Below are 19,203 nucleotides of genomic sequence, written 5' to 3' on the forward strand. Positions count from 1 at the left end.
CCGAGCGGGGCTCCGGATCGTCAAATGAACGTGGAGCAGGACGGGCTGGAACGGGCCGTCCGGGAGGAGTTGTCCCGGCGGGCCGCGATGCCGCATGCGACCGTCGCCGATCCGGCGGACGCCGTGATCCGGCGAGCGAAGCGGATCCAGCGTCGTCGCGCCGTGACCGGGATGAGCTTCGCCGCAGTGGCGATCGTCATGGTCAGTGCCGGCGCGACGCAACTCGGCCAGGAGCCTCCACCGAACGGCACCAGGGTGGTGATCGGCGAGCGTGACCAGCCGCCCGAGTTGACGGTGACGCCGACCGTCCCGGCACCCAGCCCGGAGGCCGGCACCCCGTTCGTCGAGGTCGACCTGGTGCTGGGCGCAACGATCGCCACCGCGCAGGGCCGCCGGGTGACTGCCGCCGGTGCCGGCCGGATCGAGCGGGCCCACCGCCTCGCCGACGATCGCGGCTGGCTGGCTGTCAGCGCGCCGGGACTGGCCGGCCGTTTCCTCTGGGCGGTGACGCCCACCGGTGCGGTGCAGGTGCTGCTCGCCGGTGCCGACGAGATCGTGGTGGACGCGCAAGGTCACCAGGTCGCCTGGAAACAGGGTTCGGTGTTGGCCAGCGCGCGGATCGTCAACGGCGAGTTGTCCCCTGCCGCCCGTGCCGAGGTGCCGGCCGAGGCGATGCCGCTGCGGATCGTCGACGGTGCCGTGCTGGTACGGCTGGCACCCGACCGCCCGGGCCATGCGCTGTGGCGCCTGCATCCCGGGGTGTTCGAACCGGGCACCGACCGGTCGACCAGTCGCATCTTCGGTGCCCTGCCCGACGGTCGGCTGGTCGGTGAGGTCGTCACCGGCACGGAGACCTGCCTGACGCTGCTCGACCCGGCCGGCGGGCTCGCCCCGACCGGCCCGGCGTGCGGGCCGAGCCTGGACGGGGACGGCCGGGGTGCGGTGTCGCCGGACGGGCGTTGGCTGCTGGCCAACGGACGCTTCGCGGACGGGGACAAGGCGCTGCTGGTCGACCTGGCCCGGCTGGACCGGTCGGTCAAGCCCGTGGTCGCCGGCCCGGCGATCAGTGGTGCCGTGGCGTGGAGTACGCCGAGCACCGCCTACTACCACGCCGACACCGTCGACCGCCTGACCCGGGTGGACGTCGATCGGGCGGCCGAGGGCGGTTCACCGACCCTGATCGCCCTCACCGGCCTGCCCGCCGACCAGCCGCCCGTGGTGGTCAGCCAGGGCGGCTGAAGCCGGTAGCCTCGGGCGATGCTGCCCGGGATCGACCTGCACACCCACTCCACCGCCAGCGACGGCACGCTCAGCCCGCCGCAGCTGGTTCGTGCCGCCGCCGAGGCGGGGCTCGACGTCGTGGCCATCACCGATCACGACACCACCGCGGGATGGGAGCCGGCGCTGCAGGCCCTGCCGGTCGGGCTGCGCCTGGTTCGAGGTGCCGAGCTGTCCTGCCGCTGGAGCGGTGTCGAGCCGTCGCTGCCGCTGCACCTGTTGGCGTACCTCTTCGATCCGGACGCGCCGGAACTGGTCGCGGAACTGGCCCGGGTGCGCGCGGCCCGGCTTCAGCGCGGGGAACGCATCGTGGCCCGGCTCCGGGCCGACGGCATCGACGTCAGCTGGCCGGAGATCCTGGCCGGGGCGGGCGGTGGGACGGTCGGCCGGCCGCACATCGCGCAGGCGCTGATCCGGGCCGGCCTGGTCGCCACCACCAGCGAGGCGTTCGGCCCCGACTGGCTGGGGGAGCGGTACCGGCTGCCCAAGGAGGACATCGACGTCTTCCGGGCCGTCCGGCTGGTCCGGGCGGCCGGAGGGGTGCCGGTCTTCGCCCACCCGAGGGCCACCCGGCGTGGCCGGATCGTGCCGGACGAGCTGATCGCCGAGCTGGCGGCGGCCGGTCTGGCCGGCCTGGAAGCCGATCACGAGGACCATTCGCCCGCCGAGCGGGAGCACGTGCGCGGCCTCGCCGCCGACCTGGGTCTGTTGGTGACGGGCTCGTCGGACTTCCACGGCACGCACAAGACGGTTCAGCTGGGGGCCTTCACCACCGACCCCGAGGCGTACGAACGGATCGTCGCCGAGTCGTCCGGTGTGGTCGAGGTCGCGTCCGGCTGATCTCGGTTCCGGCCGCACCGCTACGGTGACCAGGTGGATCTCAAGCTCTTCGGCGAGGTCTTCGTGACCCTGCTGGTCATCGTCGACCCGCCGGGCATGATGCCGATCTTCCTCGCCCTGACCAGCCCGCTGGCGGCGCGGGAGCGCAACCGGGCCGCCTGGCAGGCGGTCGCGCTCGCCCTCGGCGTGATCGTGGTCTTCGCGGTCGCGGGGCAGACCCTGCTCGCGTACCTGCACGTCGACCTGCCGGCGTTGCAGGCGGCAGGTGGACTGCTGCTGGTGCTTGTCGCGCTGGAGCTGCTGACCGGCAAGACCGACGATCCGACCAAGCAGGCCACCTCCAACATCGCCCTGGTGCCGCTGGGTACGCCGCTGCTGGCCGGCCCCGGCGCGATCGTGGCCACCATGCTCTTCGTCCAGCAGGCCGACGTGGTGGCGGACTACGTGGCCATCGCCACCGCGATCGTCGCGGTGATGCTGACCGTCTGGATCGTGCTGCGCTTCTCCGGCGGCATCGTCAAGGTGTTGCGGCCCGGCGGCATCGAGGTGCTCACCCGCATCGCCGGCCTGTTGCTGGCGGCGATCGCCGTGCAGCTCATCGCGGACGCGATCTTCGCGTTCGTGGCGGACTTCACCGCCACGCGCTGACCGGTCGGGCGCAGTGTCGGGGGTGGATGGCAGGATCGCAGGCGTGCGACGACCCTCCCCGACCGGACGACCTGCCGGACGACCCGCCGCCGGTGGGCGTGCGCCCCGACCGCGCGACGCGCAGCCGGAGCAACTCGGCTTCGACGGCATGCCGGAGCGGCTGTTCGTCTGCACCCCGAGCAGACTCGGCGCGTACGCGGACTGCCCCCGTCGTTACCGCTACACGTACGTCGACCGGCCCGCCCCGCCGAAGGGCCCGCCGTGGGCGCACAACTCCCTCGGCGCCAGCGTGCACACCGCCCTGAAGAACTGGTACGCACTGCCCGTCGACCGTCGTCGCCCCGAGGTGCTTCCCACCCTGCTCAAGGGCACCTGGGTGCGCGACGGCTACCGCGACGACGAGCAGGAACGCGAGGTCTACCGCCGGGCCCTGGGCTGGCTGGAGGCGTACGTCGACGGGCTCGACCCGGCCGACGAGCCGGTCGGCGTGGAGCGGGTGGTGGCGGTCAAGACCGGGGTGCTGGCCTTCAACGGCCGCGCCGACCGGATCGACGGGCGGGCCGGCAGCGACGGCCCCGAACTGGTCATCGTCGACTACAAGACCGGCCGCACCGGGCTGGACGCCGACGATGCCCGAGGCTCGCAGGCGTTGGCCCTCTACGCGTACGCGGCCGAGCGGGTCTTCCGCCGACCGTGCCGACGGGTCGAGCTGCACCACCTGCCCAGCGGCACCGTCGCGGCGCACGACCACACCGTCGAGTCGCTGGCCCGGCAGGTGTCCCGGGCGGAGGAGACCGCCCGCGACATCATGGCCGCCGAGCGGACCGTCGCCGACGGCGGTGACCCGGACGAGGCCTTCCCCACCACACCGGGCCCGCGCTGCGCCTGGTGCGACTACCGCCGCACCTGCCCCGCGGGCGCGACGTTGCCGGGCAAGGAGCCGTGGGCCGCGGTCGACCGCCCCGCCGCACCCCCCACCGAGCAGGACTGAGCCGTCCCGGACGCCGCTTAACCGGTGAGGGCGGGTCAGGCGGTGGGGGCTGGTCAGGCGGTGGGGGCGGTGCTGGCCAGGCTGGCGTATCGCTCCTCGGCGGCGCGGCGCATCGGGCCTTCCCGCCAGTCGCGGGGCAGCGCGGTGAGGGCGAGCCGCAGCGTGCGTACCGTCACGTCGGCCGAGAGCGCGGTGGTCGGCAGGCCCAGCCCGCCGTAGAGCCGCCGGGCCCAGGCGGGCAGCAGGGCCAGCGCGGTGCCGGCGATCCCCAGGTACGCCCACCGTGCCGGGCTCAGGTTGAGCCCGATGCGGGCGGGCAGGCTGAGCTTCCACGGCAGCGGCGGGGCGGTCAGGAACAGCGCGGTCTCGGCGGCCTCCCGGGTCATCCGCAGCTCGGGTCGGACCTGCCGGTAGTACTCGGCGACCTCGGCGGCGGTGCCCGGCACCGTCTGCGGGTCCAGCCCCACCAGGGCGGCGACCCGACGCTGCTCGGTGTAGTAGGCGTCCACCTCGGCGGCGTCCAGCGGCACACCGGCACGGCGGCCGGTGTCGAGGAACGATTCCACCTCGGTGACGTGCACCCAGCGGAGCAGGTCCGGCTCGTCGATGCGGAACCGCTCACCGGTGGCCGGGTCGACAGCAGTCATCCGGGCGTGCAGCCGGCGTAGCCGCCGACCGGCCTCCTCCGCCTCGGCGGTGGTGCCGTAGAGGGCGGTCCCGACGTAGTTGGCGGTGCGGATCAGGCGTCCCCAGGCGTCCTGGCGGTAGTTGCTGTTCTGCGCCACCCCGGCCATCGCCCGAGGGTGCAGCGCCTGAAGGTAGAGCGAGCGCAGACCGGCGACGAACAGAATCGGCTCGGCGTGCAGCTTCCACGACACGGATCCGGGACCGAACAGGCCGGCGTCGGCAGACTCCATCATCCAAGCCTGCCACGGCACCTGGTCACCGCTTCAACGCACGGTCAGTGATCAATGGCACGACGGGTCTGGCAGCCGGGACAGAGACCCCAGAAGGTGACCTCCGCCTCGTCGACCTGGAAACCATGGGCGGTCCCGGAGTCGAGACAGGGGGCGTCGCCGACGGCGCAGTCGATGTCGGCGATCTCGCCACAGCCACGGCACACCACGTGATGGTGGTTGTCGCCCACTCGGGCCTCGTACCGGGCCGGGCTGCCGGCCGGCTCGATCCGGCGGGACAGGCCGGCGCGGGAGAGCGCCCCCAGCACGTCGTAGATCGCCTGGGTGGAGACCGAGTCGAGGCGTTGCCGTACCTGGCGGGTGATCTCGTCCACCTCGAGGTGACCGCCGCCGGCCAGGACGTCGAGCACGGCGAGGCGGGGCCGGGTGACCCGCAGGCCCTTCGACCGGAGCAGTTCCTCACCGGTTGGCATGCGTCAATGACAACACGCTGAACTCTGCGCGACAACCAGACGCCGGCCCCCGCCGTCGGGCGGTTGATCAGCCGGGCGGTTGAACCGTGCGGATCTGCGCGGCGTGTGAACCAGCAGGGCGATGGGCGGGCGATCCGGCGCGCCGTACGCTGACAGCCACGATCATCAAGCCGGAGGTGTCGATGTTCGAGAAGGCGCTGGGTCTACCCCTGCACGTGTTGGTGGTGCACGCGGTGGTGGTCTTCGTACCGCTGCTGGTGCTGCTCGCCCTCGCGTACGTCGCGCTGCCCCGGTTCCGGGCCCGCCTGGACTGGGCGGTGGCGGCGCTGGCGGTGGTGGCCCCGATCACCGCGTGGGTCAGCGTGCAGTCCGGCGAGGCGTTGCAGGAGCGGCAGATCGCGCGCGGCTTCTCCGGCGAGATCCTCGACAAGATCAACGAGCATGCCGAGTACGGCGACGTGCTGTTCTGGATCACCCTGGGACTGGCCGTGACGGTGGCGCTGTTGCTGGTGGCGACCGGCCGTCACGACCGGCTGCCGAAGCTGCCCGACTGGGCTGCCCCGGTGTTGTCCGTGCTGGTGCTGGGGCTCGGGGTGGCCGCGCTGATCTACGTCTGGCTCACCGGGCACTCCGGCGCCGAGATGGTCTGGGGCAACACCTTCGAGTAGCAGCGCCCGGGTGCGGGAATCCGGGTTCGCGTCAGAACAGCGCCCGGGTGCAGAGCAGGCAGACCAGCGCCACGAGGACCACGCCGGCGACCGCGCCCACCCCCCAGGTCACCCGCTGCGCCCGCTGTTCCTGCGCGTCGAGGGCGGTCATGTCCTGCGGCGGCAACTGTCGGGGCGGGTTGACCCGCAGGTGCACCGGTGGCCGCCAGCCGGTCGGCGGCGCGACGGTCGGTGGTGGCCCCGGATAGCCGACCGGCCCGCCACCCGGCGTCGGTCGCGGCGGCGTCGGCTCGCCGGACGTGGCCCCGTCGTCGGACTCGGGTCGACGCCACGGCTCGTCGGAGGTCGGGCCGGGTCGGGAGGTCGTCACGCCGTCCGACGCTACCAACCACACCGCCCGAAGACGGTCAGGCCGCCCCGCCGTGCCGGGGTCGAGACTCGATCAGCGCGGCGGTCACCGCCCAGGCGTCGGTGGCGTGCCCGTCATCGCCCGAGGTGGCGGGCACGTCGGCGAGACGACCACGTCGCGGTGGCAGCTGCGCAGCGGCTAACCTTGCGCCTCGTGATGACGCAGGAACCCCGCAGCCGGGGCGACGACGACCGGGTGGTCGACCTGGGCGACGACTTCACGGTGCTGCCCGAGCAGACCGCCGACGACACCGACCAGGGGTGGGGCGAGCGAACCGGCGACAACGACGACCGGTTGCTTGCCGAACGCCCGCCGCACTGGGACTGACGCGTCGGCGACCGGCCGACTCAGGAGGTGCTGGCGGCAGCCGGTGCCTTGCCACCGCCGGAGGAACCGCTCGACGAACCGCCGGTCGAACCGGACGACGAGCTGCTCGACGGGCTCGACGGCGTGCTCGTGCCGGAGGAGGACGAGTCGGACCCGCTGGACTTGGTAGTGGTGCTGCTCGACGTGCTCTCCGAGCCGGACGAGCGGGAGTCGGTGCGGTAGAAGCCGGAGCCCTTGAAGACGATGCCGACGGAGTTGAACATCTTCCGCAGTCGCCCCTCGCACGCGGGGCACTCGGTCAGCGGCTCGTCAGAGAAGGACTGCACCGCCTCGAGCTGGTGACCGCACGCGGTGCAGGCGTACTGGTAGGTGGGCACGTTCTCCTCCGGATCTGATACGGCCGGGTTGGCACTCGACGTGTTCGAGTGCCAATGGTGCGTCATGGGGACCCGGTTCGTCCAGCGGACGTGTGGGTCACGACACCCGAGAGGGTGTCGAGCGAGATCAGACCACCGGTCGGGGTGACGACCGCGCGTACCGGCCGGTCGTGACGTTCGGCCGGGAGGGTGTCGAGCAGTTCCCCGTCGTACAGCGGCGTCACCGTCAGGACGTTCGCCGGCACCCTTGCCAGCGCCCGGTCGTACGAGCCGCCACCCCGGCCCAGGCGTACGCCTCGGCGGTCCACCGCGAGGGCGGGCACGACGACCAGGTCGGCGGCGGCGATCGCGGCCAGCCCGAGCCGGGTCGTGGCCGGTTCCCGGATGCCCCGGCCGGCGGCCACGAGCGCCTGCGGCCCGGCCCAGGCGGCCCAGTCCAGATCCAGATCGTCGCGCAGGACCGGCAGCAGCAACTGCGCCCCGACCGGCAGGGCGGCGGCGAGCACCGCCGGCAGTTGCGCTCCGCCGGGCTCGCTGCCGACCGGCACGTACGCGGCGACCCGGGTCGGCCGCAGTCGGCGTACCAGGGCAGCCAGCTCGTCCTGGACGCGCGCCGCAGCCGCGTGGCGCTCGGTTTCGGTCAGGGCCCGACGGCGGGCGAGCAGCTCGACCCGCACCGCTCGCTTCGCGTCATGCGTCACTTCCGCGTCTTCCGCAAATTCCGGCACGCAACACTCCTCACGCAACGCTCGTCTTGCGGTTGCTCTGTGTCAGCATCGCAGGCAACGGTCGCGCAACTTCCGGGGGGAAGTGTTGACGCTACGCGGGCGGTTGACAGCAGCCTTCCTGGCCGTGGCGTTCGGCCCGATCCTGTTCGGGGCCGTCTTCGTCGCCTCGACCGTGACGGCGGTGGACCGTAGCCGCGCCACGGAACGGCTGGCGGTGGCCGCTGCTGCCGCGCGTACCTCGATCGACGCTCTCTGCCAGCAGTTGCGGGCCGCCGCGGACGCCGTCGCCCTGACCGCCGACCACCGGGGTGCCGCCACCCAGGTGGTCGGGCGGGGCCTCGCCGCAGCCGTGCAGGTCACCGACGTGACCGGACAGATCATCGTGGCCACCCCGAACGCTCCGCCGGCCCCCTGGCGGGACTGCGGCGACCATGCCCGGCCCACCGGGCCGGTCGCCGCGCTCGCGGTTCGGGTCGAGTTGCACGACATCAGCGGCGCGGCGCTGGGCACGGTCACCGCCGCGCAGCCTGTCGACCCGATGCTCGTCGCCCGACTGGCGGCGGTGACCGGGGTCGCGGTGACCCTGCTCGACGGTGCCGCCCCCACCCTCACGGTGGCCCACTCCACCGAGTCCGACGGCGGTGCCGAGGCGGTCCTGGCCGCCGCCTCCGCGCTGCGCGAGGAAGGTGTGACGAGTACCCCCGACGGGCGCTACCTGCGGCGGGTCGGCCCGGCCCCGGGGCAACCCCTCCCACTGGTGCTGTCGGTGCCCAGCGACCAGCCGCCCGGGCTGTACCCGGTGCTGATCGCCGTCGTGCTGCTGGCGGCCCTGCTGGGCGTGGCGGTGGCGTGGCGGCTGGCCCGGGTGACCACCCGGCCGCTCGTGGAACTGGCCGGCGCGGTGGACCGGGTCGCCGCCGGTGACCTCACCGCCCGGGTGCCGGTACGCAGCGGCGACGAGATCGGCCGGCTGGCCGAGGCGTTCAACCGGATGACCCGGGAGACCGGCGGCTACCTGGCGGCGCTGGCCAGCAGTCGGGACCAGCTGCGTGGCCACCTCGCCGTGCTCGGCGACACCCTGGCCAGTACGCACGACCTGCAACGGATCCTGCGGGTGATCCTGCACAGCGCACTCGCGGCGACCGGGGCCCGGGCCGGTGCCGTCCTGCTCACCGAGCCGGGCGGGATGCTCGTCGCGCAGTGCACCGAGGGCCTCGACGAGTACTGGGCCGGCACCGGGACGCCGCAGGTGCCGCTGGGCAGCAGCGTGGTCGGTGCGGTCGCGGCCACCGGCCAGCCCTGCCGGGGACGGATGGAGACCGCCGCCGCGTCGCCCGGCGAGCCGAGGTGCGGGACGTACATCGCGGTGCCGTTCGCCGCCCCCGAGGCCGGCAGAACCGCGGACAGCCGCTCCGGGGAGGAGGGTGCAGCGTCGGCCCGGCCGTTGGGGGTGCTCGCTCTCTACGACCGACTCGGCGGGGAGGAGTTCGACGACGACGACCTGGCGACGCTGCAGACCTTCGCCGGGCACGTGGCGGTGGCGGTCGACAACGTACGCGTCCACGAGGAGGCGCAACGGCTGTCGCTCACCGACCCGCTGACCGGCCTGTGGAACTACCGCTACCTGCGTGAGTCGCTGCGTCGTGAGGTGGAGCGGGCCAACCGGTTCGGTCGGATGGTCAGTGTCCTCGTCCTCGACCTCGACCGGTTCAAGAAGATCAACGACACGTACGGGCATGCGGCCGGCGACACCGTGCTGGCCGAGTTCGCCCGCCGGGTCCGCGGCGAGATCCGCGAGGTGGACCTCGCCTTCCGCCAGGGTGGGGAGGAGTTCGTGGTGCTGCTGCCGGAGACCGACGCCCGAGGTGCCACGATCGTCGCCGAGCGGCTCGGCGCGGCGACCCGCAACACACCGGTCGCCGTGTTGGGGCACGCGGGCGTGCAGGAGTCCATCGGGTTCACCGTTTCCATCGGCATCGCCGTCTATCCCGATCACGCCGAGACCGGACTGCGGGTGCTGGAAGCGGCGGACGAGGCGCTCTACGCCGCCAAGTCGGCCGGCCGGGACACCTGGCGGGTGGCGCAGGACACGAGTCGGATCACCGACCCGGGCGACGGCGGCACAGGTGTACGGGCCGCCCACGCGGCGCCTCCCACCCGGGAGATGCCGGTGTCGGCCGTGACGAGCAGCCCGATCGACGGCCTGCCCCGGGCTGGTCCTGTCGACGCCACCGGTGCCCCGGCCGAACGCGACGAGTCCGCCTGAGACGGTTGTGCCCTGCACCGGCTGAACCGGTCGGGTGGGCGGCGCGTCTTCCGGTCCTCACCCGCCGAGGTGCGGCCGTGGCCGATAGTCTCGCGACATGTCGGAGCACTCAGCGAACCCCTCAGCGGCCGCCGCCGGTCGCCCCCGTGCTGTCAAGGCCGTGATCCCGGCTGCGGGCCTGGCGACCCGGTTCCTGCCGGCCACCAAGGCGGTTCCCAAGGAACTGTTGCCGGTCGTCGACCGTCCGGTGTTGCAGTACATCGTCGAGGAGGCCGCTCAGGCCGGCATCGGCGACATTCTGCTGATCACCGGCCGCGGCAAGACATCGATGGTCGACCACTTCGACCGCCGGCCCGACCTGGAGGAGCGGCTCGCGGAAAAACCTGACCTGCTAGCCGCCGTCAAGCGGACCGAAGAACTGGCGGCCATCTACACCTGCCGGCAGCCCGAGCAGTTGGGTCTCGGCCACGCCGTCGGGTACGCCGAGTCGCACGTCGGAGACGAGCCCTTCGCAGTGCTGCTGGGCGACGAGTTCGTCAAGCCCTCCGAACCGCTCCTGCCGGCCATGCTGGAGCTTCAGGCCCGTACCGGCGGGGTGGTGCTGGCCTTCTTCGAGGTCGACCCGGCCGAGACCAAGCGGTACGGCATCGCCTCGGTCGAGCCGGCGGAGGCCGAGCTGACCGACATCGGCGAGGTCGTCAAGGTCACCGGCATGGTCGAGAAGCCGACACCGGAAGAGGCGCCGAGCAACCTGGCCGTACTGGGCCGCTACGTCCTGCCCGGCAGGATCTTCGATGCCATCCGGCGTACCCAGCCGGGCAGCGGCGGCGAGATCCAGCTGACCGACGCGATGGAACTGCTGCGGACCGAGGGCACCCCGGTGCACGCGATCGTCTACCGGGGCACCCGCTACGACACCGGCATGCCGCTGGGCTACCTCCAGACCGTGGTGCAGATCGCCGCCGAGCGCGAGGACCTGGGCAGCGAGTTCCGCAAGTGGCTTGCCGAATTCGTCAACTCCGACGCGTCGGGCGGTCGGGATACATGACCGCGACGGCCGACGCCGAGGCGGCCGAAAACGGGTTGACGCCGCTCGCCGACTACCTGGGCAGTGTGCTGCGCAGGTTACGCGCGCTGCCTCCACTCGACCTCGACCTCACCCAGGCGTACGGCAACGTCCTCGCCGAGGACGTCGTCGCGCCGCACTCGTTCCCGGCCTTCGACCAGGCGGCCGTGGACGGGTACGCCGCGCGCTGGGAGGACATCGCCGGCGGGGGCCGGGGCACGATCTACGTCCCGGCCCAGTCGGGCGGGGCCGCCGGCCGCACCGTACGGCTCAATGTGGTCGGTGACCTCGGCGCGGCCAGTTGGCGTCCGGTCCGCCTCACCCCGGGCTCGTGCTTCTCGGTCGCCGCCGGTGCGCCACTGCCGATCGCCGCCGACGTGGTGGTGCCGGTGGAATGGACCGACCAGGGCATGGCGGCGGTGGAGATCTTCCGCGTCCCCAAACGGGGGTACGGGGTACGCCGCACCGGCGAGGAGGTGGCCGCCGGTGCGGTGCTCGCCCGCTCCGGCACGTACGTCTCGCCGGCGTTGGTGGCGGTGCTCGCCGCCACCGGCATCGGGCACGTGGTGGTCCGCCCCAGCCCTCGGGTGGTGATCGTGGCCACCGGCGACGAACTTGTCGACGTGGGCCGGGGCAGCCAGCCCGGTCAGGTGGTGGACGCCAACTCGCACGCGTTGACCGCCGCCGCGGCGGAGGCGGGCGCGCTGGCGTACCGGGTGGGCATCTGCGACGACGACCCGGAAGGGCTGCGCGGCCTGCTGGAGGACCAGACGCTGCGGGCCGACCTGATCATCACCACCGGCGGCACCGGCACCGGGCCGGGTGACATGGTCCGTCGCATCCTGTCCCGCCGGGAGGGCAACCGGGCCGGCCCGGTCACCTTCACCGACGTGGCGCTCTACCCCGGCACCGCGCTCGGGTTCGGCACCGTCGGCGCCGAGGAAGTGCCGGTGGTCTGCCTGCCCGGCGACCCGGGTGCCGCGATGATCGGCTTCGAGGTGCTGGCCCGTCCGGCGATCAACCTGCTCGCCGGCGCCGAACCGGTCTTCCGTCCCAGCGTGCGGGCACACCTGCTGGAGACCGTCTCCTCACCCGCCGGGCTGCGCGAGTTCCGGCCCGCGCACGTCGCCGAGCGGCGAGGCGGGGGTTACACTGTCCAACCGCTCAATGGCGGCCCGTTCACCCTCTCCGGCCTGGCAGAGGCGAACGGACTTCTCGTACTCGGCGAGCGGGTGACCGCCGCCGCCGCTGGCTCCACGGTGGACGTGCTGCTGCTCGACCGCCGCCGCTGACGCTGCAACGTGGAGGACAGGTGCGGTTCCGACAGGCACCCGGCTGGCCGGCGGTACTCACCGACGGTCCGGTGACCCTGCGGCCGTACCGGCGCTCCGACGCGATGGCCTGGTCGGAGGTGCGCTGCGCCAACCGTGAGTGGCTGGCCCCCTGGGAGTCGTCGCTGGGCGGTGACTGGGACCAGCTGAACTCGCCGGCCACCTTCCGATGGGTGTACCGGGACCAGCGGCGATCGGCGCGTACCGGTGAGGGCATGCCGTTCGCGGTCTGCCTCTACGCCGACGGCGAGGAGCGTCTGGTCGGGCACATCAACGTGGGCAACATCGTGCGCCGCGCGTTCTGCTCCGGCTACGTCGGCTACTGGGTGGACCGCCGGGTCGCCGGCCGGGGCGTGATCCCGACCGCGTTGGCCCTCGTCGTCGACCACGCCTTCGGCCCGGGTGGGCTGCACCGGGTGGAGGTCAACATCCGGCCGGAGAACCGGCCGTCGCGCCGGGTGGTGGAGAAGCTGGGCTTCCGCGAGGAGGCGTACCACCCGCGCTACATGCACATCGACGGCGCCTGGCGCGACCACATCGGATACGCGATGACCAGTGAGGAAGTCGCCGCCGAGGGCGGGCTGCTGGCCCGCTGGCACCGGCTACGTGCCCGTACGCCATGATCACGCCGTGAGGCGTCCCACGTGCAGGATCGGCGCGGCGCGGTGGTTCCGGCGACGCTGACCCGTAACCTCAAGTAACTGCAAGCTGCGGCAGGCGCTGCCCGCTCCGCACGTTTCACGTCGCCGACGCCGTTCGGTGAAAGATTCTGCGGCCGGTCGGCGGTTGCTTCGAATCTGGTGACGGGAGGGGTGAGGGTGCCGACCTCGGTGCTCCTCGCCGTCCTCGCCGCCGCCGGTCTGCTCGCCCTCGCTCCGGCGTTGGTTCGCCGGTACGACGCCGCCGAGCGGCTGGTGGCGGAGCGGGCGCAGTCGACGGCGCGGGTGCTCCAACGCCGCCGACGACGTCGCACTGTCCCGGGACGCCGCCCTGTCAACGCGCCCCGCGCCCTGGTCGTCACGCTCAGCGAGGATTCCGCCTCGGGGGAACTCGCCGCCCCGGTCTCCGGACCACCCGCGCCTCGCCGCGCCGCCGAGTTGACGGACTCGTCGCCCCCTCGCTCCGGCGAGCCGGGTCGTCGCTCCGGTCGGCCGAGCCGACTGCGGTCCGTGCCGTCCGCCGCAGGGCGGTCCCGCCGCCGCCCCGACCGGCGTCGCCCGCACACCCCTGTCATCTACCGCCGCCGCCGGGTGCTCGCCGCGCTGTTCCTGCTCAACGCCGTCGAACTGGTCGGCGTGGCAGTGGTCGGCCCCGGCTTCTGGATCAGCTTCGCGGTCACCGCCACCCTCCTGCTGGTGTACGTCGTACACCTGCGGGCCCGTGCGCTCGCCGACCAGCGCCGCCGCCGGGCCCGCGCCCGCGAGGCCGCCTGGCTCGCCGCCCGCCAAGCCGAGGTACGCCGCGAGCAGGCCCGCCGCGCCGCCGCCCGACGCGAGGCCCAACGCCGCCTGGCTGCCCAGCGGGAAGCCGTCCGGCGGGCCGCCATGGGCCTGGACCGCCCCGCCGACCTGCCACCCGCCGCCAACGGCGGCTCGGTCTCCTATCGCCGCACCGGCGGCCTTCGCGGACGCCCCTACGAAGCCGGCCGAGGCTCCCACTCCGCCTGACCAACCCGCCCCCCGTCCCGACGGGCGTTCCCCGGGCCCGACTCCATTTCGCCGATGTTGCGGTATCCGGCTGGTGCGGACACCGCAACATCGCCGAACTTGCGCGACCACCCTGAAGCGGAGGCGGGGGCGGCCGGGCGGGGCGGTTCGCGGTGGAGGTGGTCGACCTGTTAGCCTTGGCGCCGGCCCGCCCGGTGACAGCCGGGTGGGACCGACGCCGGTTAGCCGGCGGAGGGGCTGTGGCGCAGACCGGTAGCGCACCTCGTTCGCATCGAGGGGGTCAGGGGTTCAAATCCCCTCAGCTCCACCCAGTTCGAAGGCCGTTTCCGCTAGTCGGAGACGGCCTTTTCGATCTTGTACAGCAGTGAGGCAGTAGCGCGGCCGGCGTACTTCTGGTGCCGCCTCTGATCCTTCCGGCAAGGCCTCGAAAGAGGTGCCCAGCGCTGCTGGTGGGTGTGTGGCGGCGGTAACGGTGGTCAGGGCTTGACTGTGCCGTGGCGGCATGGTGTGTCCTCGGGGCATGGGTCGAAGCACGTGGGCTTATCTGGGGTCGTACAGCCTGTCTCTGCTGGGGAACGGGGTCGCGTCGGTCCTGTTTCCGCTGCTGGTGCTTGCGCAGACCGGCGACATTCTCGCGGCCGGGATTCTTGCCTCGGTGACCGCCGCTGTCGCTGCGGTCGTCGGCGTGCTGGCCGGGGTGATCGTGGACCTGGTCAACCGGCGGACCGTGTCGATTGTCAGCGATGTGCTGTCGGCGGTGTCGGTTGCGGCGGTGCCGGTCGTGGACGCCCTGTGGGGGTTGAACCTGACGTGGTTCATCGTGCTGGGCGTGCTCGGCTCGTTCGGTGACATGCCGGGGATGACGGCGCGGGAGACATTGCTGCCCCGGCTCGTCGAACTCGACGGGGGTAAGCCGGGCGCGTTGGAGCGGCTGGTCGGCGTACGCGAGGCGTTGTCGGGTGCGCTGGTGTTGATCGGCCCCGGGCTGGGCGGGTTGCTGGTGTGGCTGGTCGGGGTGAGTTCGGCCACCTTGTTCATCACGGCTGGGATGAGCGTTGCCGCGGCGTTGCTGTCATTCGCGATGTCGTCGAGGGTGGGAGAAGTCAACCGGCCGGACGGGGATGCCGCGCGGGCAGGTGTGCGTACGGTGGTCTCTGATCTTGTGGCCGGGTGGCGGTTCCTGCTGGGGCATCGGCTGGTGCTGGGGGTGAGCGTGCTGTCGGCGGTGCTCATCGCGGTGATCGTGGCGTTGCAGACCACGATCATGCCCGCCTATTTCACGAGCGAGAGCCTGCCCGAGTTCAGCGGGTTCGCCGCGATGGGCATCGCGGTCGGCAGCCTGGTCAGCGCCGCCATCTACGCGGCGACAGTGGGCAAGGTGTCGCGTCGTACCTGGTTCGTGATCGGGATGGTCGGCATCGGCATCGGGTTCACCGTGATCGGTCTGCTGGCAGCGCCGTGGCTGGTGCTCGCCGCGGCCGTGTTCATCGGATTGACGAACGGTCCCATGTCGGCGGTGTTGGGGGTGGCGACCATCGAGGCGACCCCTGACCAACTGCGCGGACGGGTGCTCGGCGTACAGAATGCGCTCATGCTCGCCGCTCCCGCGCTCACCGCGGCTCCCATCGCCGCGATCGCCTCGGGTCGCGGGCTGGAGACGGCCGGCATCGGGCTCGCGGTCGTCATCGTGCTGACCGTCATCGTCGCGCTCTGCGCCCCCGCCTTCCGGTCGTTGGACAGGCTGAATCCGGTAGCGGAAGCAGAGGGCTGATCGTGGCGTGGAGCACCCGGCAACTCGCGGATCTGGCAGGGGTCACCCTGCGGTCGATCCGCCACTGGCATGACATCGGGCTGCTTCCCGAACCGGAGCGCCTGACGAACGGTTACAAGCAGTACGGCGCGCGGCATCTCATTCTCGCGCTGCGCATCAGTCGGCTCAGCGGCCTCGGGTTCGCTCTGGACGACGTGGCGCGCATGCTCGCATCCCAGGAGTACGGCCAGGAGTCGCTGCACGGGCTGCGGGCGGAACTGGACACCACGATCGGCAGGCTCGAACGCATCCGCACCGAGATCGACGAGCTGATCCGCCTCGGCGTCTCGCCGGACCTGTCAACCGAAGCGCTTGTTGCCATGGAGACACTTGGGCGCGACCCCGCGTCACGTGACGTAGCGATCATCTTGTCCCACCTGATGCCTCGGGAGGACATGGTCGCTCTCGTCGCGGTCCTCGAAGGCGTGCCCGAAGAGTTGAAAAGCATCAACACGGCGATCCTCGAACTGCCCGCCGAGGCGTCGGAGGACGAGATCGTCACGCTCGCCGATCGTGCGGCCACCGCGCTCAAGACGTTCATCGCCGTCAACTACGAGACGTTCCCGGACATCGGCGGCAGTCGGGTGAGCGCCGATGTCGTCGGTGTGGTCGCGACCGAGAACATGAACCAGGCCCAACGGCGCGTCATGCGCCTCATCCAGGATCAGTTGCCCGTCGAACCTCGGGGACAGCAACCCCGGCGAGACCGCTGAGCCCGTCGGAGGGCCGGTGCAGGGGCAAGGCGATGAGCAGTGGCTACGCTCGCGTCGTGACGCACGAGAAGGAGATCACCGAACCGGTCGACCTGTGTCTGGCCAACGGGCGGCTCCGGCCTGACGCGGTGGGGTGGAGCCGCCGTCCCGTACACCGGGCGAACCTGCGTGGCTGGGGCCGCAACAAGCGCTGGGAGTACTGGGGGATCGTCACCCCGAGCCACATCGTCGGCCTGGTCGCCTCGTCGCTGGACTACGCCGGGGTGCACAGCCTCTACGTGCTCGACCGTACGACGAATGTCGAGATCGACCGTGGCGTGGTGGTTCCGTTCGCGCGCGGCACCGTCTTTCCGCCGGTCAGCGGGGCGGGTGAGGTGCGGGCCCGCGGCGCCGGGATCTCGATCGACATCGACCAGTCGGCGATGGGCACCACGATCCGGGCCACCGCTGAAGACATCGAGGTCGACCTGGTGGTGCCGCTGGGGCACGAGTCGCTCGGCGTGGTGGTGCCCTGGAGCAGCCGCCGGTTCCAGTACACGGTCAAGGACGTCGGTCGCCCGGTGCACGGCACACTGCGGGTCAGCGGGGTGCCGTACGTGGTCGACGAGGCCGACTCGTTCGCCGTACTGGATCACGGGCGTGGGCGGTGGCCGTACGCGATCCGCTGGAACTGGGCCGCCGGCAGCGGCCCGGGTCGGGCCATCCAACTCGGCGGCCGGTGGACCGACGGCACCGGCTCGACCGAGAACGGCCTCTTCGTCGACGGCCGGCTGCACAAGATCGGCGACGAGTTGCGCTGGGAGTACGACCGCGCCGACTGGCTGCGGCCGTGGCGGATCAGCGGCCAGCGGGTGGACGTGCGGTTCCACCCCTTCCACGAGAAGGTGGCCCGGACCAACCTCGGTGTGCTCGCCAACGAGACACACCAGTGCTTCGGGCACTTCACCGGCTGGGCGACGACCGATGATGGTGAGCGGGTCGACCTGGACGGTCTGGTCGGTTGGGCCGAGGAAGCACGCAATCGCTGGTAGCGGGTATGTCGAGATCCGGTGGTTGGCTCCGTCCCCTGGGTGGAAGCGGCCAGAATGGGTCGTACAGGCATCGAGGAGAACCAGCATGGCAAAGTATCTGCTGCTCAAGCACTACCGTGGTGCGCCGGCTGCGGTAAACGACGTGCCCATGGACCAGTGGACGCCGGAGGAGATCTCGGCCCACATGCAGTACATGAGCGACTTCGCGGCCCGGCTGGAGGCGACGGGCGAGTTCGTCGACGGCCAGGCGCTCGCCCCGGAGGGGACCTTCGTCCGGTACGACGGGGAGGGCCGTCCGCCGGTCACCGACGGTCCGTTCGCCGAGACCAAGGATCTCATCGCCGGCTGGATGATCATCGACGTCGACAGTTACGAACGGGCCATCGAGTTGGCCGGGGAGTTGTCGGCCGCGCCGGGGGCGGGCGGCAAGCCGATCCACGAATGGCTGGAGGTGCGCCCGTTCCTGGCCGCGCCGCCCACCATCACGCAGTGACCTGATGGACGAAGCACTGCTCCGGAGCCTCATTCCGGGCGTGCTCGGGGCCCTCGTCCGCCGCGGAGCAGACTTCGCGGCGGCCGAGGACGCCGTCCAGGACGCGCTTGTCGAGGCGATCCGGACGTGGCCCACCGACCCGCCACGGGATCCGCAACGCTGGCTGATCACCGTGGCCTGGCGTCGGTTTCTCGACGTGGCCCGGGCGGACGCCGCGCGCCGCCGACGGGAGGACCTCCTCGACGAGGAACCGGCACCAGGGCCCGCCGTTTCGGTGGACGACACGCTGGCGCTGTATTTCCTCTGCGCCCATCCGTCGCTGACGCCGTCGTCGGCCGTCGCGCTCACGCTGCGCGCGGTCGGCGGGCTGACCACCCGCCAGATCGCCCAGGCGTACCTGGTGCCCGAGGCGACAATGGCGCAGCGCATCAGCCGGGCCAAGCGCACCGTCTCGGCCGTGCGGTTCGACCAGCCGGGCGACGTCGCCACCGTGCTGCGGGTGCTGTACCTGGTCTTCAACGAGGGCTACTCGGGTGACGTCGACCTGGCCGCCGAGGCGATCCGACTGACCCGGCAACTCGCGGCGGTGATCGACCATCCCGAGGTGGCGGGGCTGCTCGCCCTCATGCTGCTGCACCACGCCCGCCGCGCGAGCCGGACCGCGCCCGACGGCAGCCTGGTGCCGCTCGCCGAGCAGGACCGGGGCCGCTGGGACACCACCGCGGTCGCCGAGGGCATCGCGCTCCTGCAGGCGGCGCTCGCGCGGGACCGGCTGGGCGAGTTCCAGGCCCAGGCCGCCATCGCGGCACTGCACGCCGACGCCCGCGCGGCCGAGGAGACCGACTGGGTGCAGATCGTCGAGTGGTACGACGAACTCGCGCAACTGACCGACAGCCCGGTCGTACGACTCAACCGGGCGGTCGCCGTCGGGGAGGCCGACGGTCCACGCGCCGGTCTGGTGGCGCTCGCAGCATTGGACGAGGCGCTGCCCCGGCACACAGCCGTCGCGGCGTACCTGCACGAACGCGACGGCAACCTGGTGACGGCGGCGCGCCTGTACGCCGAGGCCGCTCGCAAGGCACACAACCTCCCCGAACGGGATCACCTGACCCGCCAGGCCGCTCGCCTCAACACCAGCCTGTCCCGCTGAAGCGCCGACTGATCGCGGGG

The 19,203-nt window shown here is 72.3% G+C and carries 20 protein-coding genes, 1 tRNA gene and 2 pseudogenes; 18 read left to right on the plus strand and 5 right to left on the minus strand.

Features of this window, described 5'->3' with window-relative positions:
- Nucleotides 1–24 precede the first annotated feature (24 nt).
- From C1A38_RS16100 to C1A38_RS16115, 4 genes are all read left to right on the plus strand, one after another.
- Nucleotides 25–1,239: a hypothetical protein gene (locus C1A38_RS16100; protein ID WP_102658635.1), complete on the plus strand. Its 1,215-nt coding sequence runs from the start codon at nt 25–27 to the stop codon at nt 1,237–1,239.
- An 18-nt stretch (nt 1,240–1,257) separates the two neighbouring features.
- Nucleotides 1,258–2,118, plus strand: a complete 861-nt coding sequence (locus tag C1A38_RS16105; protein ID WP_102658636.1) for a PHP domain-containing protein — start codon at nt 1,258–1,260, stop codon at nt 2,116–2,118.
- A 33-nt stretch (nt 2,119–2,151) separates the two neighbouring features.
- Nucleotides 2,152–2,766: a MarC family protein gene (locus tag C1A38_RS16110; RefSeq protein WP_102658637.1), complete on the plus strand. Its 615-nt coding sequence runs from the start codon at nt 2,152–2,154 to the stop codon at nt 2,764–2,766.
- Between the two features lie 148 nt (nt 2,767–2,914).
- Nucleotides 2,915–3,757 (plus strand): RecB family exonuclease, encoded by an 843-nt coding sequence (locus tag C1A38_RS16115; RefSeq protein WP_233196857.1) that lies wholly within the window; start codon nt 2,915–2,917, stop codon nt 3,755–3,757.
- 53 nt (nt 3,758–3,810) lie between these two features.
- Here C1A38_RS16115 and C1A38_RS16120 read toward each other — a convergent pair whose 3' ends face one another.
- Together C1A38_RS16120 and C1A38_RS16125 are read right to left on the minus strand one after the other, a co-directional pair.
- Nucleotides 3,811–4,674, minus strand: coding sequence for an oxygenase MpaB family protein (locus tag C1A38_RS16120; protein ID WP_102658673.1), 864 nt, complete (start codon nt 4,672–4,674; stop codon nt 3,811–3,813).
- A 44-nt stretch (nt 4,675–4,718) separates the two neighbouring features.
- Complete coding sequence (locus C1A38_RS16125) at nt 4,719–5,147, minus strand: Fur family transcriptional regulator (RefSeq protein WP_102658639.1); 429 nt, start codon at nt 5,145–5,147, stop codon at nt 4,719–4,721.
- A 182-nt stretch (nt 5,148–5,329) separates the two neighbouring features.
- Here C1A38_RS16125 and C1A38_RS16130 point away from each other — a divergent pair, with 182 nt between their 5' ends.
- Nucleotides 5,330–5,815, plus strand: a complete 486-nt coding sequence (locus tag C1A38_RS16130; protein ID WP_102658674.1) for a DUF2231 domain-containing protein — start codon at nt 5,330–5,332, stop codon at nt 5,813–5,815.
- Between the two features lie 31 nt (nt 5,816–5,846).
- Here the strand turns inward: C1A38_RS16130 and C1A38_RS16135 are convergent, their stop codons facing one another.
- Nucleotides 5,847–6,185 (minus strand): hypothetical protein, encoded by a 339-nt coding sequence (locus tag C1A38_RS16135; RefSeq protein WP_102658640.1) that lies wholly within the window; start codon nt 6,183–6,185, stop codon nt 5,847–5,849.
- Nucleotides 6,186–6,377: 192 nt separating this feature from the next.
- Between C1A38_RS16135 and C1A38_RS31390 the strand changes: the two genes are divergently transcribed.
- Both C1A38_RS31390 and C1A38_RS31830 read left to right on the plus strand, forming a co-directional pair.
- Entirely contained in the window at nt 6,378–6,551 is a 174-nt protein-coding gene (locus tag C1A38_RS31390) for a hypothetical protein (protein WP_169804606.1), read from the plus strand.
- A 27-nt stretch (nt 6,552–6,578) separates the two neighbouring features.
- Entirely contained in the window at nt 6,579–6,773 is a 195-nt protein-coding gene (locus C1A38_RS31830; RefSeq protein ID WP_233196855.1) for a hypothetical protein, read from the plus strand.
- 62 nt (nt 6,774–6,835) lie between these two features.
- Here the strand turns inward: C1A38_RS31830 and C1A38_RS31835 are convergent.
- Both C1A38_RS31835 and C1A38_RS16150 read right to left on the minus strand, forming a co-directional pair.
- Nucleotides 6,836–6,994: pseudogene (locus C1A38_RS31835) on the minus strand (FmdB family zinc ribbon protein); the annotation flags it as partial.
- Nucleotides 6,991–7,629, minus strand: a complete 639-nt coding sequence (locus C1A38_RS16150; protein WP_502696939.1) for a 5-formyltetrahydrofolate cyclo-ligase — start codon at nt 7,627–7,629, stop codon at nt 6,991–6,993. The pseudogene C1A38_RS31835 and the gene C1A38_RS16150, both read right to left, overlap by 4 nt.
- A 112-nt stretch (nt 7,630–7,741) precedes the next feature.
- Here C1A38_RS16150 and C1A38_RS16155 point away from each other — a divergent pair.
- The 11 genes and pseudogenes from C1A38_RS16155 (at nt 7,742) to C1A38_RS16205 (ending at nt 19,183) form a co-directional block, all read left to right on the plus strand.
- Nucleotides 7,742–10,010: pseudogene (locus C1A38_RS16155) on the plus strand (GGDEF domain-containing protein).
- A gap of 9 nt (nt 10,011–10,019) precedes the next feature.
- On the plus strand, nt 10,020–10,970 hold the full coding sequence (locus C1A38_RS16160) for a UTP--glucose-1-phosphate uridylyltransferase (protein ID WP_102658645.1): 951 nt from the start codon (nt 10,020–10,022) through the stop codon (nt 10,968–10,970).
- Entirely contained in the window at nt 10,967–12,280 is a 1,314-nt protein-coding gene (locus C1A38_RS16165) for a molybdopterin molybdotransferase MoeA (RefSeq protein ID WP_102658646.1), read from the plus strand. The genes C1A38_RS16160 and C1A38_RS16165 overlap by 4 nt, the downstream gene beginning before the upstream one ends.
- A 20-nt stretch (nt 12,281–12,300) precedes the next feature.
- Nucleotides 12,301–12,942, plus strand: coding sequence for a GNAT family N-acetyltransferase (locus tag C1A38_RS16170; protein ID WP_013731446.1), 642 nt, complete (start codon nt 12,301–12,303; stop codon nt 12,940–12,942).
- Between the two features lie 189 nt (nt 12,943–13,131).
- A complete protein-coding gene (locus tag C1A38_RS16175; RefSeq protein ID WP_199180219.1) occupies nt 13,132–13,986 on the plus strand; it encodes a hypothetical protein in 855 nt (284 codons plus the stop codon).
- A 233-nt stretch (nt 13,987–14,219) separates the two neighbouring features.
- Nucleotides 14,220–14,293: transfer RNA gene (locus C1A38_RS16180), tRNA-Ala, on the plus strand.
- A 213-nt stretch (nt 14,294–14,506) separates the two neighbouring features.
- Nucleotides 14,507–15,757, plus strand: coding sequence for an MFS transporter (locus C1A38_RS16185; RefSeq protein ID WP_102658648.1), 1,251 nt, complete (start codon nt 14,507–14,509; stop codon nt 15,755–15,757).
- A gap of 2 nt (nt 15,758–15,759) precedes the next feature.
- Nucleotides 15,760–16,509, plus strand: coding sequence for a MerR family transcriptional regulator (locus C1A38_RS16190; RefSeq protein ID WP_158244905.1), 750 nt, complete (start codon nt 15,760–15,762; stop codon nt 16,507–16,509).
- Between the two features lie 56 nt (nt 16,510–16,565).
- Nucleotides 16,566–17,540, plus strand: a complete 975-nt coding sequence (locus C1A38_RS16195; protein WP_102658675.1) for a DUF2804 domain-containing protein — start codon at nt 16,566–16,568, stop codon at nt 17,538–17,540.
- An 85-nt stretch (nt 17,541–17,625) separates the two neighbouring features.
- Nucleotides 17,626–18,033 carry a YciI family protein gene (locus tag C1A38_RS16200; RefSeq protein WP_102658650.1) on the plus strand — a complete coding sequence of 136 codons (408 nt, stop codon included), beginning with the start codon at nt 17,626–17,628 and terminating at the stop codon, nt 18,031–18,033.
- A gap of 4 nt (nt 18,034–18,037) precedes the next feature.
- Nucleotides 18,038–19,183, plus strand: coding sequence for an RNA polymerase sigma factor (locus C1A38_RS16205; RefSeq protein ID WP_102658651.1), 1,146 nt, complete (start codon nt 18,038–18,040; stop codon nt 19,181–19,183).
- The last annotated feature ends 20 nt before the right edge of the window (nt 19,184–19,203 follow it).

Origin of the sequence: Verrucosispora sp. ts21 (assembly GCF_002879555.1) — a bacterium.
Taxonomy (GTDB): Bacteria; Actinomycetota; Actinomycetes; order Mycobacteriales; family Micromonosporaceae; genus Micromonospora; species Micromonospora gifhornensis.

Coding starts and splice junctions, on each gene's coding strand:
- C1A38_RS16100 (WP_102658635.1), top strand. CDS start 25: ATGAACGTGGAGCAGGACGGGCTGGAACGGGCCGTCCGGGAGGAGTTG.
- C1A38_RS16125 (WP_102658639.1), bottom strand. CDS start 5,147: ATGCCAACCGGTGAGGAACTGCTCCGGTCGAAGGGCCTGCGGGTCACC.
- C1A38_RS16120 (WP_102658673.1), bottom strand. CDS start 4,674: ATGGAGTCTGCCGACGCCGGCCTGTTCGGTCCCGGATCCGTGTCGTGG.
- C1A38_RS16105 (WP_102658636.1), top strand. CDS start 1,258: ATGCTGCCCGGGATCGACCTGCACACCCACTCCACCGCCAGCGACGGC.
- C1A38_RS16115 (WP_233196857.1), top strand. CDS start 2,915: ATGCCGGAGCGGCTGTTCGTCTGCACCCCGAGCAGACTCGGCGCGTAC.
- C1A38_RS16160 (WP_102658645.1), top strand. CDS start 10,020: ATGTCGGAGCACTCAGCGAACCCCTCAGCGGCCGCCGCCGGTCGCCCC.
- C1A38_RS16205 (WP_102658651.1), top strand. CDS start 18,038: ATGGACGAAGCACTGCTCCGGAGCCTCATTCCGGGCGTGCTCGGGGCC.
- C1A38_RS16185 (WP_102658648.1), top strand. CDS start 14,507: ATGGGTCGAAGCACGTGGGCTTATCTGGGGTCGTACAGCCTGTCTCTG.
- C1A38_RS16130 (WP_102658674.1), top strand. CDS start 5,330: ATGTTCGAGAAGGCGCTGGGTCTACCCCTGCACGTGTTGGTGGTGCAC.
- C1A38_RS16165 (WP_102658646.1), top strand. CDS start 10,967: ATGACCGCGACGGCCGACGCCGAGGCGGCCGAAAACGGGTTGACGCCG.
- C1A38_RS16200 (WP_102658650.1), top strand. CDS start 17,626: ATGGCAAAGTATCTGCTGCTCAAGCACTACCGTGGTGCGCCGGCTGCG.